This is a genomic window from Actinoplanes sp. NPDC049599 (assembly GCF_044465625.1).
In the GTDB taxonomy this organism is placed as follows: domain Bacteria; phylum Actinomycetota; class Actinomycetes; order Mycobacteriales; family Micromonosporaceae; genus Actinoplanes.
The window spans coordinates 30,004-45,025 of sequence record NZ_JBITLX010000042.1; the positions used below are offsets into that span (position 1 = coordinate 30,004).

The 15,022-nt window shown below is 72.5% G+C and carries 12 protein-coding genes and 1 pseudogene; 6 read left to right on the forward strand and 7 right to left on the reverse strand.

Going from position 1 to position 15,022, the window contains the following annotated elements; all coding sequences use genetic code 11:
- Positions 1–469: 469 nt before the first annotated feature.
- Positions 470–1,045: a DUF305 domain-containing protein gene (locus ACIBQZ_RS40395; RefSeq protein WP_396094247.1), complete on the forward strand. Its 576-nt coding sequence runs from the start codon at positions 470–472 to the stop codon at positions 1,043–1,045.
- Between the two features lie 165 nt (positions 1,046–1,210).
- Here ACIBQZ_RS40395 and ACIBQZ_RS40400 read toward each other — a convergent pair whose 3' ends face one another.
- A complete protein-coding gene (locus ACIBQZ_RS40400; protein WP_396094248.1) occupies positions 1,211–2,611 on the reverse strand; it encodes a DUF1996 domain-containing protein in 1,401 nt (466 codons plus the stop codon).
- Positions 2,612–2,893: 282 nt separating this feature from the next.
- Here ACIBQZ_RS40400 and ACIBQZ_RS40405 point away from each other — a divergent pair, with 282 nt between their 5' ends.
- Positions 2,894–3,952 (forward strand): LacI family DNA-binding transcriptional regulator, encoded by a 1,059-nt coding sequence (locus ACIBQZ_RS40405; RefSeq protein ID WP_396094249.1) that lies wholly within the window; start codon positions 2,894–2,896, stop codon positions 3,950–3,952.
- A 637-nt stretch (positions 3,953–4,589) separates the two neighbouring features.
- Here the strand turns inward: ACIBQZ_RS40405 and ACIBQZ_RS40410 are convergent.
- Together ACIBQZ_RS40410 and ACIBQZ_RS40415 are read right to left on the reverse strand one after the other, a co-directional pair.
- Positions 4,590–4,919 carry a GNAT family N-acetyltransferase gene (locus tag ACIBQZ_RS40410; protein WP_396094250.1) on the reverse strand — a complete coding sequence of 110 codons (330 nt, stop codon included), beginning with the start codon at positions 4,917–4,919 and terminating at the stop codon, positions 4,590–4,592.
- Between the two features lie 189 nt (positions 4,920–5,108).
- Positions 5,109–6,209: a calcium:proton antiporter gene (locus tag ACIBQZ_RS40415; RefSeq protein WP_396094251.1), complete on the reverse strand. Its 1,101-nt coding sequence runs from the start codon at positions 6,207–6,209 to the stop codon at positions 5,109–5,111.
- A gap of 106 nt (positions 6,210–6,315) precedes the next feature.
- Between ACIBQZ_RS40415 and ACIBQZ_RS40420 the strand changes: the two genes are divergently transcribed.
- Both ACIBQZ_RS40420 and ACIBQZ_RS40425 read left to right on the forward strand, forming a co-directional pair.
- Entirely contained in the window at positions 6,316–7,323 is a 1,008-nt protein-coding gene (locus tag ACIBQZ_RS40420; protein WP_396094252.1) for a glutathione S-transferase family protein, read from the forward strand.
- A gap of 30 nt (positions 7,324–7,353) precedes the next feature.
- Complete coding sequence (locus tag ACIBQZ_RS40425) at positions 7,354–8,154, forward strand: SAM-dependent methyltransferase (protein ID WP_396094253.1); 801 nt, start codon at positions 7,354–7,356, stop codon at positions 8,152–8,154.
- An 11-nt stretch (positions 8,155–8,165) separates the two neighbouring features.
- Here the strand turns inward: ACIBQZ_RS40425 and ACIBQZ_RS40430 are convergent, their stop codons facing one another.
- Both ACIBQZ_RS40430 and ACIBQZ_RS40435 read right to left on the reverse strand, forming a co-directional pair.
- A complete protein-coding gene (locus tag ACIBQZ_RS40430) occupies positions 8,166–9,191 on the reverse strand; it encodes a hypothetical protein (RefSeq protein WP_396094254.1) in 1,026 nt (341 codons plus the stop codon).
- Between the two features lie 205 nt (positions 9,192–9,396).
- A complete protein-coding gene (locus ACIBQZ_RS40435; protein WP_396094255.1) occupies positions 9,397–9,891 on the reverse strand; it encodes a MarR family winged helix-turn-helix transcriptional regulator in 495 nt (164 codons plus the stop codon).
- Positions 9,892–9,981: 90 nt separating this feature from the next.
- Between ACIBQZ_RS40435 and ACIBQZ_RS40440 the strand changes: the two are divergent.
- Positions 9,982–10,791, forward strand: a pseudogene (locus tag ACIBQZ_RS40440) (EamA family transporter); the annotation flags it as partial.
- Between the two features lie 21 nt (positions 10,792–10,812).
- Here ACIBQZ_RS40440 and ACIBQZ_RS40445 read toward each other — a convergent pair.
- Both ACIBQZ_RS40445 and ACIBQZ_RS40450 read right to left on the reverse strand, forming a co-directional pair.
- Positions 10,813–11,457, reverse strand: a complete 645-nt coding sequence (locus ACIBQZ_RS40445; RefSeq protein ID WP_396094256.1) for an NAD-dependent epimerase/dehydratase family protein — start codon at positions 11,455–11,457, stop codon at positions 10,813–10,815.
- Positions 11,454–12,023 (reverse strand): TetR family transcriptional regulator, encoded by a 570-nt coding sequence (locus ACIBQZ_RS40450; protein ID WP_396094257.1) that lies wholly within the window; start codon positions 12,021–12,023, stop codon positions 11,454–11,456. Before ACIBQZ_RS40450 ends, ACIBQZ_RS40445 begins: the two co-directional genes overlap by 4 nt.
- Before the next feature lie 97 nt (positions 12,024–12,120).
- Here ACIBQZ_RS40450 and ACIBQZ_RS40455 point away from each other — a divergent pair, with 97 nt between their 5' ends.
- Positions 12,121–14,958 (forward strand): DUF5691 domain-containing protein, encoded by a 2,838-nt coding sequence (locus ACIBQZ_RS40455; RefSeq protein ID WP_396094258.1) that lies wholly within the window; start codon positions 12,121–12,123, stop codon positions 14,956–14,958.
- Positions 14,959–15,022: the final 64 nt, after the last annotated feature.

Sequence of the window (15,022 nt, forward strand, 5' to 3'; positions counted from 1 at the left end):
CCGGCACGGCACGGCGGGGTCTGGCGCGGCCCGCCGCGTCTGGCCCGCCCTGGCGCGGGCTGGCCCCCGGTGCTGCCCGGCACGGCCCGGCACGGCAGGCCCTGGCGCGGTCTGGCCCGGCCCGGCACGCCCTGGCGCGGTCTGGCCCGGCCCGGCCCGGCCTGACGCGGTCTGGCCCGGCCCCGTCTGACCAGGGTCTGGCCCGGCACGGCACGGTGGGTGATCTTGGAGGCCCCTGCGCGCCACAGCCTCGGTGGCACCGTGGCACGCAGGGGAATTCTGCGGAGCCGTCGCGCCGGAGAGCGCTTTCTGACTGACTCGATTGTTGCCGTGGTGTTGCGGCACGTCAATACGCTGAGGTTCCGGAACTGCATCGGCCGCGCACTTTCCGGAATGCGGAACGGCGATATTGACAAGGCCCTCGCAGCCGCCGAGACTGAGATACTTCCCCGGGAAAATGGAGTTCTTTGTGAGCATCGTGCTGCGTTCCGTGGCCGGCGGCTGCCTGGTGGCTCTGCTGTTCGGCGCGGCCGCCTGCGATGCGGGGACGGTCGTGAGCGTTCCCTCGGCCGCGGCCAGTTCGCCGGCGCCCGGCAGTTCGGGTTTCTTCGGCGGCACGGATCTGGCCTGGGTCGAGATCACCATTGCGATGAACGAGGAGCTTCTTCCGCTGCTCGACCTGGCGCCCACGCACAGTGCGGACGCCGGCGTGCGGGCGCTCGCGGCGGAGGTCAGGGCCGGGCACGAGCAGGAGCTCGGCGTTCTGCGCAGCCTGCACGACCAGGCGAAACTGCCCTCGGAGAACCCGCACAAGGGCATGCCGATGCCGGGGATGGTCACCCCGGAGCAGGTCACCGCGGCGAACGCCACCCAGGGCGCGGCGTTCGACAAGGTGCTGGTTCAGCATCTCCGGGCGCACCTCGAGCAGGGTGTGAAGCTGGCGCTGAGCGAGTCCAAGGCCGGCGTGGAACCGCAGACGAAATCCCTCGCCGCCCAGGTGATGGCCAGCCGCGGCCGGTTCCTCGCCCGGCTCACCGGTCGCTGACCGGCGCACCCCCGAGGCGCATCGCGTACCGCTGAATGCGCACAGCGTACCGCTGAGGAAGCGGGCAGAAAAGCGGCCAGAAATTCTGTCGCGGGTTTTTGTTATTTCGGTGATGCCGAACGGTCCGGGCGCCGATTCATCGGCACCCGGACCATTATCTTCCGGTTACGGCAGGACGTAGTTCTCATTCAGGGCCGCGCCGCGGTCCGGCTTGTACTGGTCGAAGCCGCGCGGGTCGCACTGCAGGCCACCATTGATGCAGTGGGTGACCAGAGCGTTCAGCGTGCGGGCGTCCCACGCGTTGTAGAAGTCGTAGTGGAACGAGTACGCCCGCCCGCTCGCCAGGCGCACGTTGCCCAGGTTGCCGCTGACCGGGAACGCCATCTTGAACTCGATCATCGGGACCGCCACCGGGTGGCTGACCGGGCAGACGCCCACCGTCGGGTACGCCATGTGGCTCTTGTGGTCCGGCGTGTCCAGGTGCAGGCCGTCCCAGCAGCTCGGGGCCTGGTAGCGGATGTTCAGCTGGGTGCCCGCCGGGCAGGACGCCGGGAAGTCCCAGTTGCGCACGCTGTCGCCGCACTCCCAGCCCTCGACCGCGCCCGGCGCGTTCTTGAACTCGTCGAGCGTCGCGGACGGGCTGCCCACGACGTACCGCAGGCCCGGCGGCGACGGCCGCACGCTGCGGTAGTCGATCACGCCGCTCTTGTAGTAGATGACCTGGCGGCCGACCGGCTGCACGGCCGTGTCGCCGTTGAACAGCGTGGGCATCCAGTAGCCGGTCTTGTCACCCGGCGTGATGCATGAGGTTCCGCCGGCGTTGAGGCTGGCGAGCGTGGTCGCCGCGTTGGTCGTCGTGTTGCCCATGAACGTGTGCGAGTGCGAGGCGCCCGGCAGGTTGGGGAAGATGATCGGGTCGTCCGGCAGGTTCGAGCGGCTCACCGAGCAGTTCGCCTGGAACTCGTGATGCGTCGTCTGCGGGTTGGTCGCCGGCGGGGTCGCCGTCGACGGGACCACGCCGGTGACCGGCGGGTCGGCCATGACGTAGCCGCCGCCGGTCGGGGGCGGGGTGCTGCTGGTGCCGTAGACCTTGAACTCGTACAGCGAGTAGCCGTAGCCGGTGCCACGCTGAGTGCCGTACATGCGCACGTACCGGCCGCTGCCGTTGACCGTCAGGGTCTGGGTGCCGCCCGCGCTGGTCGTCGTGCTGTAGACGGTGGTCCAGGCGGTGCCGTCCGGCGAGGTCTGGATCTGGTACGCCTTCGCGTACGCGGCTTCCCACTGGAGCACGACCGAGGTGACCGTGGCGGTGCTGCCGAGGTCGACGCGCAGCCACTGCGGATCGGCCCACTGGCTGCCCCAACGGGTGTCCGTGCGACCGTCGACGGCGGCCGCCGCGGGTGATTCTCCGTTCTCCAGCGACGAGGCGAGCGCCGGCCGGCCCTGCGACAGCAGGGTGTCGGCGGCCTGCGCCGACTGCACCCCCGCCACCAGCAGCGATCCGGCGACGACCGCCACACCCAACGGTGCGATGAGCCGTCTGAGCCGGCTTTTCCCTGTTCTCATGAGTTCTCCCACGGGGGTCGAGGACGGATGACACAGCCCGGCCGGACACCGGTACGGTGGCGCGTCTGAGCGCCACACCGCGGCGGTGCGGGGATCGGCCGAACGGTGCGGGGACGTACTTGGAGAGCGCTTTCCGAAGTGTTACGCCGAGGTTGCACGTCCGTCAATATCCCGCGGTGGTTCCGGAACCTGGACGCCCCCGGAGGCGCCCGGACGGGCAGATCGGAGAGCGCTCTCCGACATGTGCTATAAAAACTGTATGCAGACCCGGAGCCCCACCCCATGACCGCCGGCACCCGGCGGCTGCCCGTCGGCGAGCGGTTGCCGACGCTGGAGGACGTGGCCCGGGTCGCGGGCGTCTCCCGCGCGACGGTGTCCCGGGTGATCAACGGCATCCGCAACGTCGACCCCCAGCTGCACGAGCTGGTCTGGAACGCGGTCGGCCAGACCGGGTACGTGCCCAACCGGCTGGCCCGCTCGCTGGTGACCCGCCGCACCGGCACGGTGGCCCTGGTCGTCTCCGACTCCGAGTCGCACGACGACGACCCGTTCATGGGCCGGTTCTTCGCCGACCCGTACTTCGGCCGAGTGGTCGGCGGCCTGATGAGCGTGCTCCGCGCGGCGGGCATCCAGCTCGCCCTCCAGATCGTCGGCACCGAGGAACAGCGGACCCGGCTGGTCGGCGACCTGCGCCACGGCCAGGCCGACGGCGTCATCGTGCTCTCGCTGCCGGGCCACGACCCGCTCCCCCGGATGCTCACCGACGCCGGCGTGCCCGCAGTGATGATCGGCCGCCCGGCAGACCCGGTCCCGATCAACTACGTGGACCTGGCCAACGACACCGGCGCGTCCCTGGCCGCCGACCACCTCGTCGCCCGCGGCTGCCAACTGGTCGCGATGATCTCCGGACCGGCGGACGTACCGGCGAGCAACGACCGGATCACCGGCTTCCGCCGCTCGATGGCCCGGCACGGGCACGCCTGGGTGCCGCTGGTCTCGGGCAACTTCACCCAGGAAAGCGGCGAGCAGGCGATGCGCAGGTTGCTGGCGGAGCACCCGGCGGTGGACGGCGTCTTCGTGGCCAACGACCTGATGGCGCTGGGCGCCCTGCTGGCGCTGCGCGAGAACGACCGAAGGGTCCCGGAGGACGTGGCGATGGTCGGCTTCGACGACAGCAGCGCGGCGGTCGCGGCGAGCCCGGCGTTGACAACGGTGCGGCACCCGTTGGAGGACATGGCGGCGGACAGCGCGCGGCTGCTGCTGGCCCGCATCGAGGACCCGGACATGCGCATCTCGTCGGTCATCTACGAACCTACGTTGGTGCTGCGCCAGTCCGCCTGACGGCGGTGCGTGTCCCGCCGCCACGGGGGCGGCGGGACACGCCCCGTGGGCGGGGCACTCCACGCGTCCGCAGTCTGGGGTGGGCTGTGCGTAGCGCGGGCTGCGCGAATTGCGGCTGCGCGAATTGCGGCTGCGCGAATTGCGGGCTGCGCGAATTGCGGGCTGCGCGAATTGCGGGCTGCGCGAAGCGCGGGTTGCCCACCACGGGGCGACACCCTCCGCGGCGGCACTCCACGCGCTCGGGTCCGGCCGCACGCGAAGGGCGGTCGGCCCACCACGCGGGCGGCGAGACACGCTCCACGGCGGCACCCCACACGTCCGGCTGCCGACTGACCGGGGCGAGTTGCGCGACGGGCGGGCTGCCGCAATGGGAGGCAGCTGCGCGTAGCGCGAGGCTCCCCACGGTCGGCGGGGCTAAATCACGGACGCGACCCCACCGCATGGAAGCGCCCACCATCTGAGGACCGCCCATCGCTTGGGGACAGCCCATCGCCAGGAAGCCGCCCACTCAGAGACAACCCACCGCCCCAGAGCCGAGCCACCACCCCGGAGACTGCCTGCGCTCGGAGACCACCCACCCCCGGACCCGATCCGCCGCGCCGCTGCCGGCGCCCCGCCGGTGATCAGCCGTCGGCCGTCACGGCAGCACGAGGCGGATCTCGGGCACGCCTGCGCCGTCCTGCTCGTCGAGCCGCGTGACGCCGTCCGCCCGGAACCCCGCCCGTTCGTAGAACGTGATCGCCTTCCGGTTCGGCCGGTAGGCGTACACGCAGATCGGCGCATGCCCTCGGTCCTGGAGATCGGCGACCGCCTGGATGAACAGCTGCCGGCCGAGGCCGGTGCCGACGCGCGGCGGGTCGAGGTAGAGCCCGTAGATCTCGGCGGCGTCCGGCCCGAGGTCGGGTCCTCGCCGGCCGGCCCGGTGCGGCAGAAACCTCCGACCGCGCCGTTGACCTCGGCGATCCACAGCCGGTGGGCGGCGGGCAGGCCGGCCAGGTACGCGCGCCAGTCCGATGCCTCCTGCGCCGGATCGAGCGCAGCCAGCACGGCCGGGCTCATGAAGCCGGCGTAGGCCGCTTGCCAGGCCCGGACCTTGAGCGCACCGATCGCAGCGGCGTCCTCAACCCGGGCCAACCGCAGCACCCCCGCAGGATATCTACGGGCTGGCGGCGAGGAACAGGAAGACCGCCAGCAACCCCAGGTGGATCCCTCCCTGCAGGACGTTCGCGCGGCCCGGGACCACGGTCAGCGTGCCGACCACCACCGTCAGCGCGAGCAGCACCATCTGCGTCCCGCCCAGGCCCAGCAGCAGTGGGCCCGGCAGCCAGATCATCGCGATGGCGATCGCCGGGATGGTCAGGCCGATGCTGGCCATCGCCGAGCCCAGCGCCAGGTTCAGGCTCGTCTGTATCCGGTCGCGGGCCGCCGCGCGCGCTGCCGCGATCGTCTCCGGGAGCAGGACCAGCAGGGCGATCACCACGCCGACCACCGCTTGCGGCAGACCGGCCCCCGCCACCGCCGATTCGATCGCCGGGGAGACGCCCTTGGCGAGGCCGACCACCGCGACCAGCGCCACCAGCAGCAGCCCGAGGCTGCTCAGCGCCGCCCGGCTCGTCGGCGGGTCGAGGTGCTCCTCCTCCTCGATGACCTTGCCCGCTGTGGTGATCGGCAGGAAGTAGTCGCGGTGCCGGCGGGTCTGGACCAGGACGAAGAGCAGGTAGAGCGCCAGCGACGCGACCGCGGCGAAGCCCAGCTGGGCCGGGGAGAACTGCGGGCCGGGGCGGCTGGTGGTGAGGCTCGGCAGGACCAGGCTCAGGGTGGCGATCGTCGCCACCGCGGCCAGGGCGCCGCCGGTGCCCTCGGGGTTGAAGACCGCGATGCGCCGGCGGACCGCTCCGATCAGCAGGGAGATGCCCAGGATGCCGTTGCAGGTGATCATCACTGCCGCGAAGACCGTGTCGCGGGCCAGCGACTGGGCCTTCTCGCCGCCGCTGATCATCAAGGTCACGATCAGGGCGACCTCGATGATGGTCACGGCCACGGCCAGCACCAGCGAGCCGAACGGCTCGCCGACCCGGTGGGCGACCACCTCCGCGTGGTGCACGGCCGCCAGCACGGCGCCGGCCAGCAGCAGCGCACTGATCACCACCACCGCCCCCGGCAGGTCGCGGCCCCAGGTCGCGAGCAGCATCAGGACAGCGACGACCGGGATCCAGGTGGTCCAGCCGGCAAGGAACTTGGCGATCTTCGCGGTCATCTGCCAACCCTGCCAGAAAATGGCCTCCCCCGCCCTGCGACCAGCGTCTCCCGGGAAGTTGCGCGGTTGGCGTTGGCAGGCCCGGGCGCGGGGGCACGATAGCGCTATGGCCTACGTCAACCCCTCCGGTGAGTTCTCCCGTGACCAGCGCTACATCGCCACCCGGATCACGGCCGACGGCCGCGACGGCTATCCGGTCGAGCCCGGCCGCTACCGGCTCGTCGTCAGCCGCGCCTGCCCGTGGGCCAACCGGGCCATCATCGTCCGGCGGCTGCTCGGGCTCGAGGACGTGCTCTCGATGGGCGTCGCCGGGCCGACGCACGACGAGCGGAGCTGGACCTTCGACCTGGATCCCGGCGGGCGTGACCCGGTGCTCGGCATCGAACGGCTGCAGGAGGCCTTCCTCGCCCGCTTCCCCGACTACGACAAGGGCATCACCGTGCCCGCGATGGTGGACGTGCCGACCGGTCAGGTGGTCACCAACGACTTCGCGCAGATCACCATCGATCTGAGCCTGGAGTGGAAGAAGTACCACCGGGAGGGCGCGCCGGAGCTGTATCCCGAGCACCTCCGCGAGCGCATCGACGAGGTGAACAAGGTCGTCTTCGCCGACGTCAACAACGGCGTCTACCGGGCGGGCTTCGCGGGCAGTCAGGACGCCTACGACAAGGCGTACCACCGGCTCTTCGACCGGCTCGACAGCCTCTCCGAGCTGCTGACGGGGCAGCGTTACCTGGCCGGGGACACCATCACCGAGGCCGACGTGCGGTTGTTCACCACGTTGGTGCGCTTCGACCCCGTCTACCACGGCCACTTCAAATGCAACCGGCAGAAGCTCACCGAGCTGCCGGTGCTGTGGGCGTACGCCCGGGATCTGTTCCAGACGCCCGGCTTCGGGGACACGATCGACTTCGTGCACATCAAGCAGCACTACTACGAGGTGCACCGGGACATCAATCCGACCGGGATCGTGCCCGCGGGCCCGGAGCTGGGCAACTGGCTCACCGAGCACGGCCGCGAGGCGCTCGGCGGCCGGCCGTTCGGCGACGGCAGCCCGCCCCCGCCGCCGAAGCCCGCCGAGGTCGTGCCGGCCGGGCATGGGGCCGCCGCATAGGATGACCTTGATGTCCACCCTGGAGGTCCCGTGAGCGACCAGATCGACAGCTCGACCGCGCAGCCCGCCCGCCGGTACAACTACTGGCTCGGTGGCAAGGACAACTTCGCAGTCGACCGTGCGTCCGGCGACGAGATTCTCAAGACCTTCCCGACGGCCCGGCTGGCCGCCCTGGAGAACCGCCGGTTCCTCCAGCGGGCGACCCGCTTCCTGGCGGCGGAGGCGGGCATCCGGCAGTTCCTGGACATCGGCACCGGACTGCCGACGGCGGACAACACCCACGAGGTGGCGCAGCGCATCGCGCCGGAGACCCGGGTGGTCTACGTGGACAACGACCCGATGGTGATGGCGCACGCGCGGGCGCTGCTGACCAGCACACCCGCGGGCCGCACCACCTACCTTGAGGCCGACCTGCGCTCGCCCGAGCAGATCCTGGCGCAGGCGGAGCTGCACGAGACCCTCGACCTGGGCGAGCCGGTCGCGCTGATGCTGGTCGCGGTGCTGCACTTCGTCGAGGGCCACGGCGCCGGCCGGCCGATCGTGCGCGCCCTGATGGACGCCCTGCCCAGCGGCAGCTTCCTGGTGGTCACGAACTCGACGAAGGACCCCCTGCCGCCGAAGGTCGCCGCCGACTACGACGCCGCCCTGGCGGCCGGCATCACGAACATCTGGCCGCGCGACCGGGTCGAGTTCACCGAGCTCTTCGCCGGCCTCGACCTGATCGAGCCGGGCGTGACCCCGGTGAGTGAGTGGCGGGCCGAGGGTGAACCGGAGCCGCGCCCCGATCCGGCCCACATCGCCATGTACGCCGGGGTCGGCCGCAAGCCGTAGCCGCACCACTGTCACCCGACCCGCTCGACCACCGCGACGTGGTCACGCGCGGGATCGGCGACCGTGCCGACGCCCCAGAACGCCGCGGTGCCGGGAATGTTCTCCACTGCCGACAGGAACGGGTCGGCCGCCGTGAACGGGTCGCCGGCGCGGACCTTCGGACCGTACGCAACGCTCCACTTGCCGGCCTGGTAGCGCAGGAACAGGGACCCCGGGTGCGAGACGCCGTACGGCTCGGTCGGGTTGGCGCCGGTCACCCAGAGGGTGCCGGCGTTGTCTCCGCCGACCGCCCACAGGGTGGCCGACCCGATCGGCGGGGTCACCCGCTGCCATGAGGCGCCGTCCCAGCGCATGATCAGCGGCGTCGGCCGGGTGCTGCTGTCGTCGATCGTGCCGACCGCCCACGCGTCGGTGGCCGAACGGGCGTGCACGCCGGTCAGCCGGGCTCCGGGCACCTCCGGCAGGGCGGCCATCCGCCAGACGCCGCCGAGGCGCTGCACGATCATCGGCTCCGGCGCCTCATCCCCGTACCGGAAACCGGCCGCGAACGCGGCACCGCCGGGCGCCGTCGCCACCGCCTGCAGGCTGCCGCTCCCGGTGTCGGCGCCCGGCACGGTGAGCTCGCGGAATCCGTTCCCGTCCCACTCCAGGACAAGAGCGCCGCCCGCGCGCCGGGAGCCGACGATCAGCGGCTTGCCGTGCCGGGCCGCCACATCGCTGAACCTGCCCCGGCCCGCAACCGGGTAACCCCGCCATGCGGTGCCGTCCCAGTGGGCCGCGTACGGCTCCAGCCCGTCGTCCTGCCCCACCGCCCACACGTCCGAGGGGCCGACCGCGCTGATCGCCGCCGGCGAGTCGAACTCCGCGGGCAGGAGGCGTTCCGTCCACGTCCGGCCGTCCCACCGCACCAGCGCCGCGGGCTGAGTGGGCACCTGCCCGTATCGGTTGTCCTGATAGCCGACCGCCCAAGCGTCAGCCGGACCGGTCGCGCTGACATCGACCAGCCGGCTCGCCGGCCGCAGCGGCGGCTCCGGCACGATCCGCCACCCCGTCGCGGCCTGTGCCGGCACCGCACCGGCAACACCGACGAGCGCACCGGCCAGCGCCGCCGCCGCTCCCCGCTTCGTGCTGACCTCATGGACATTCCCCTCGATTGTGGAATGCCACCCAGGTTCACAGCTGGGCCGGGGCGGCGCGAGGGTTCCGCCGCACCCGTAAGAACCTCGTAAGAAGGCCCGGACGCTAGCTGTCGTACGGCTCCAGCGCCGAGCGCAGCAGATCGGCCAGCTCGCGCCGGGTCGCCGGCGGCAGGTGCGACAGCAGCTTCTGCTGCTGCGCCAGGCCGGCCCCCAGCGCCCGGTCGACGACGTCCTTGCCCCGCGGCGACAGCCGGACCAGCACGCCCCGGCGGTCGGTGGGCGACGGGCGGCGCTCGGCGAGGCCGGCTTTCTCCAGGCGGTCGAGCCGGGCGGTGGTGCCGCCGGTGCTGAGCATCATCGAGGCGGCCAGCGCGCCCGGTGACAGCTCGTACGGCTCCCCCGCGCGCCGCAGCGTCGCCAGCACGTCGAACTCGGCCCGGCTGATGCCGAATGCCGCATATGAGCGTTCCACTTCGTCGCCGGCAAGCCGGGCAAGCCGGAAGATCCGCCCGAACACCGCCATGGCGGTCGTCTCCAGGTCGGGACGCTCGTGGGACCACTGCTCGATGATCCAGTCGACGCCGTCGGTGTGTGCCACACCCCATTCTCTCTACGAAAAGCTTCTTGACAAGAAGACACACAGCGAGAAGTCTCTTGACATCGAGATACTTTACGTCGAGGAGTTGTGATGCGAGCGCCGGTTCTGCTGGTCACGGCCCTGACCCCGGCCGTGTGGGGCACCACCTATGCGGTCACCACGGAGTTCCTGCCCCCGGACCGGCCCCTGCTCGCCGCCACCCTGCGCGCGTTGCCTGCCGGTCTGCTCCTGATCGCGATGACTCGCAAGCTGCCGCGCGGGGACTGGTGGTGGCGCTCCGCGGTGCTCGGCGCCCTCAACATCGGCGTGTTCTTCGCCCTGCTGTTCCTCTGCGCATACCGATTGCCCGGCGGGATGGCCGCCGTGCTCGGCGCGGCGCAACCACTGCTCGTGGCCGCCCTGACCGTGCTGCTGCTGACCGAGCGTGTCGCCTTGCGCACAGTCGTGGCCGCGGTGGTCGGCGCGGGCGGGGTGGCGCTGGCCGTGCTGACCGCCGAGGCGCAGCTGGATCCGATCGGGTTGATGGCCGGGCTCGTGGGGACGACGTCGATGGCGCTCGGGCTGGTGCTCACCAAGCGCTGGGGGCGGCCGGACGCGACGCTGCTCACCACCACGGGCTGGCAGCTCACCGCAGGCGGTCTGCTGCTCGTGCCGCTGGTGCTGACCGTCGAAGGGCTGCCGGCCACGCTCAGCGGCGGGAACGTCGCCGGGTACGCGTACCTGTCGCTGGTCGGCACCGCTCTGGCCTACACCGTCTGGTTCCGCGGCCTGGAGCGCCTGCGTGCCGCGCAGGTCTCCCTGCTCGGGCTGCTGTCCCCGGTGGTGGCGACCGCGCTCGGCTGGGCGGCCCTGGGTCAGACGCTCACGCCGGTGCAGGTGCTGGGCATGGTGGTGGCCTTCGGCGCGGTGCTGGCCGGGGCGTCAGCGCAGGTCCGCGTTCTCCACGATGTGGGTGGCGAAGCCGGTGCGGGCCGCGCGGAGCATGGCCTGCCCGAGCCGGTCGGTGCTGGTGACGTACTTGGGCGCGATCCGGTTGAGCAGCGGGATCAGCGGGGCAGTGAGCGTGTACCCCACCCGGTAGAGGCCGGTCTTCGAGGTGGCGCCGTGGGTCGGCTGGATGAAGCCGGGGCGGAAGCCGTACCCGTTCCGGAAGGTTTTGATCACCTCGACCTCGGTCCGCCCCTTGACCCGCGCCCACATCTGCCGGCTGTCCGGCTTCGTGCCGGCGCCTGACACGTAGATGAAGGTCATCGCGGGGTTGAGCTCGGCGAGCTTGTGCGCGGCCGCGACCGGATAGTCGTACGAGATCCGGCGGTAGGCCGCCTCGTCGAGCCCGACCGAGGACACCCCGAGGCAGTAGAAGCAGGCGTCGTAGCCGCGCAGTTCGTCCTCGATCGGGGTGAGGTCGGCGAAGTCGGTGAGGGTGACCTCGCGCAGCTTCGGGTGCCGTACCCCGGTCGGCCGCCGCCCGACCGCGAGCACCTGCTCGACGTCGGCAGCCAGCAGGCTCTCGCGCAGCGCGCCCTGACCGACCATGCCGGTGGCGCCGAAGATGATGACCTTCATGTCCCGTCCTTCGCGGTGAGGAGCCGGACGGCCTCGACGACGGTCCGGCGGCGTGCGGCAAGGCCGTCCGGCCCCGCGGTGTGGGTCAGCGCCAGATCCGGCGAGCCCAGGATGGACAGACCCGTGACCAGGACCATCAGCTCCTCGGGCGGGAAGCGGTCACTGATCCGGCCGGCCCGCTGCGCGGCCGCGATGGCGCCGGCCTTCTGCCGGTTCGCGGCGACGACCGCCTCCGGCAGGGTCGCGCTGCCACGTTCCAGGGAGTGCCAGAGCGCCAGGCGCAGCGTGTGCGGCTGCTCCTGCACGCGGTCGAACAGGCGGCCGGCATACCCGGCCAGGTCGTCCGGATCGATCGGTACGTCCTGGACGGTGTCCACCACCAACGCGTGGAAGACGGCGTCGAAGAGGTCTTCCTTGTTGCCGAAGTAGGAGTAGATCAGCGCCTTGTTCGCCGAGGCCGCGGCTGCGATGCGGTCGACCCGTGCTCCGGCGATGCCACGTTCGGCGAACTCGGCCGCCGCGGCCCGCAACAGCCGCCTCCTGGTGTCCTCCGCGTCCCGTGCCATGCGCTGCACCCTATCGTCAACTAACCAGTTAGTTGGCTCCATCCGCGTTGTGGGAGCCGAACCCGAAAACGTCGTACCCGGCTCCTAGAGTGCTTCCGTGTCCGTTGAACGATGGTCCATCACCCAGGTCACCGCCCTGGCCCCCGACGCGAGCTCGCTGAAGGGCGCACACGGGGTGAGCACTGCCGCCAGGTGGCAGCAGGCCGGGGTGCTCGGCGAGGCGCTGTGGGGGCTGTGCCGGGGCAGCGGGAAGCAGCCCTATCAGGTCTGCGTCGATCTTTCCGGCCCGGCCGCCAAGTGTTCTTGCCCGAGCCGGAAGTTCCCGTGCAAGCATGCCCTGGGGCTGATGCTGCTCTGGGCCTCCGGCGCCACGATGGATGAGACCGTCCCGCCGGCCTTCGTGACCGAGTGGTTGGCGGCGCGCACGGCCCGGTCCGCGGCGCCGAAGCAGGCCGGCCCGGTCGATCCGGCGGCCGCGCAGAAGCGCGTCCAGCAGCGCGCCGACCGGGTGGCGGCCGGCATGGCGGAGCTGCGGCGCTGGCTGGACGATCAGGTGCAGCAGGGGCTCGCCGGGGCACAGCAGCAGGGCCATCAGCCGTACGACACGATGGCCGCCCGGCTGGTGGACGCGCAGGCGCCCACGGTCGCGTCGGCGGTCCGCCGGTTGGGTGGCGTCGCGGGCATCGGGCCGTTCTGGGCCGACCGGCTGCTCGGGGGCTTGGCACTGATCCGCCTGCTGGTCGCGGGCCACGAGCGCCTCGACACCCTGCCGGCGGCGCTGGCCGCGACAGTCCGGTCCCGGATCGGTTTCCCGGTGGCCCAGGAGGACGTGCTCGCCACGCCCCCGGTCCGCGACCGGTGGCAGGTGCTGGGCCAGGTCGACAGCGACGAAGGCGCGATCACCACCCGGCGGAGCTGGCTGCTGGGCGCCACGACGGGACGGTTCGCGCTGGTCCTGTCGTTCGCCGCGCCGGGCCAGACGCTGGTCGCCGACCTGCTCCCGGGGACGGAGTTCGATGCCGCGCTCTGCTTCTACCCCGGGGCCGCGCCGCTCCGGGCCCTTGTCCAGGAGAGGTTCGGCGCCCCACGGCCGTTGACCGCTCCGGCCCCGGCGGCCGGGCTGCGCACCGCGCTGGCCGGCTGGGCGTCGACGGTGGCGGCGGAGCCGTGGCGCACGGACGCGCCGATGCTGCTCGCCGGGGTCGTGCCCAGCGCCGACGGGTTCCTCACCGACGCCGCCGGGGAGTCCCTGCCGCTCGCGCCCGGCCATCGTGAGCCGTGGTGGCTGCTGGCCGCGGCCGGCGGTGCGCCGGCGACCGTCGCGGGCGAGTGGACGCCGGCCGGGCTGCGGCCACTCGCGGCCTGGGCCGACGGCCGGCACGTTCCTGCCGCCCCGCCGGTGCCGGCGGGCACCGCGAGCCGGGAGCCCGAGCTGCCCGCCGATCTGCTCGCCGCGGCGCTGGTCGGCACGGCGCGCCGGCCGTGGACCGCCGACACCGTCCACCTCGGCGACCGCACGCTGACCACTCCGCCGACCCTGCTCGAAGCCGCCGCCACGGCCCTCACCTATCGCCGGGCCGGCATCACGACCGCGACCGGGCACGCGCCCGTCGCGGCCGCACCCGCCGAGACCGATCAGCCGGTGCCGGCAGCGGCCGGCGCCCGGCTGCTGCGCCTGCTCAGCGACGGCGGCGCTCCGGGCGGCGCCCAGCAGGCCCAGGAGCTGCTCGCCCAGTGGCTGGCGGCCGCGGCCGCGCGCGGCGGGCACGTGCCGCCCGAGTCGCTGCCCGCGCTGCTCGACGCGGGCCGGCGCAACGCCGTGATCCGGCCCGCGCTCGGCCGGGTGGCCGGTCATCGCGGCAGCTGGCTGGCCGCGATGCGGCCCGACTGGCGGTGGTTGCGCGACGAGGCTCCTGGCACCGGAGCGCCCACCGATCCGGAGGTGTGGGAGACCGGTACGGTCGGCGAACGGCTCGCCTATCTGACCCGGTTGCGGGGCAGCGATCCGGCGGCCGCGCTGGCGCTGCTGGGGGGCACCTGGCAGACCGAGGCGCCGGAGGATCGTGCCCGCTTCGTGGCCGCCCTGGACACCGGATTGTCCACAGCCGACGATGCCTTCCTGGAACAGGCGCTGGACGATCGCCGCAAGGAGGTTCGCGAGGCCGCCCTCGACCTGCTGCAACGACTCCCCGGCTCGGCCCTGGGGCGGCGGATGGCCGAGCGGGCGCACCGGGCCGTACGGCTGACGGACCGGCTCGAGGTCACTCCGCCGGCGGAGCTGACGCCGGAGCTGCGCCGCGACGGGGTGGCGGCCCAGCCGGCCCGTGGCACGGGCGTGCAGGCGTGGCTGCTGGAGGAGGTGATCGCCGGCACGCCGCTGGCGAGCTGGACGACGGCGTTCCACCGCGACCCGGCGGCCATCGTCGAGCTGGCCCGGGGCCACGACTGGGAGACGCCGCTGCTGCACGGCTGGGGCAAGGCGGCCATCGCCCAGGCCGACTCCGCGTGGGCCGCCGCCCTGGTCCTCAACGATGCCGGCGACGGCGCGGGCAAGCTGCGCGAGGCGGTCCGGTGGGATCTGCACCTGCTGCTGCCGCCCGGCGACCTGGCCCGGATCGCGGCTGACTTCCTGCGGCGTGAGGACCACCACGCCCACCGGCTGCTGGCGGTGCACCCGGGCGCATGGCCGGACGAGCTGGCCGTCGCGGTGCTGGAAACGATCGCGCACCGGGCCCGCACGGACCGGCACAGCTGGCAGCTGGCGGAGCTCTGCCGCGCGTCCGCGCTGGCCATGCCACCCAGGTACGCGGTCCACGTGGCGGCGCTGGCGGAGCAGCTCGATCAACAGCCGGGCGACCAGTCCCGGGTGCGGCCCGTCGCCGAGCTGGCCCGGACCCTCGATTTCCGCTACGAGATGGAACTGGAACTGCGCTGACGGGTGACCCGTCCGGCGCGCGATTCTTGTCGGGGGTCCTGAGTAACGTGCCTGGCATCGGGAT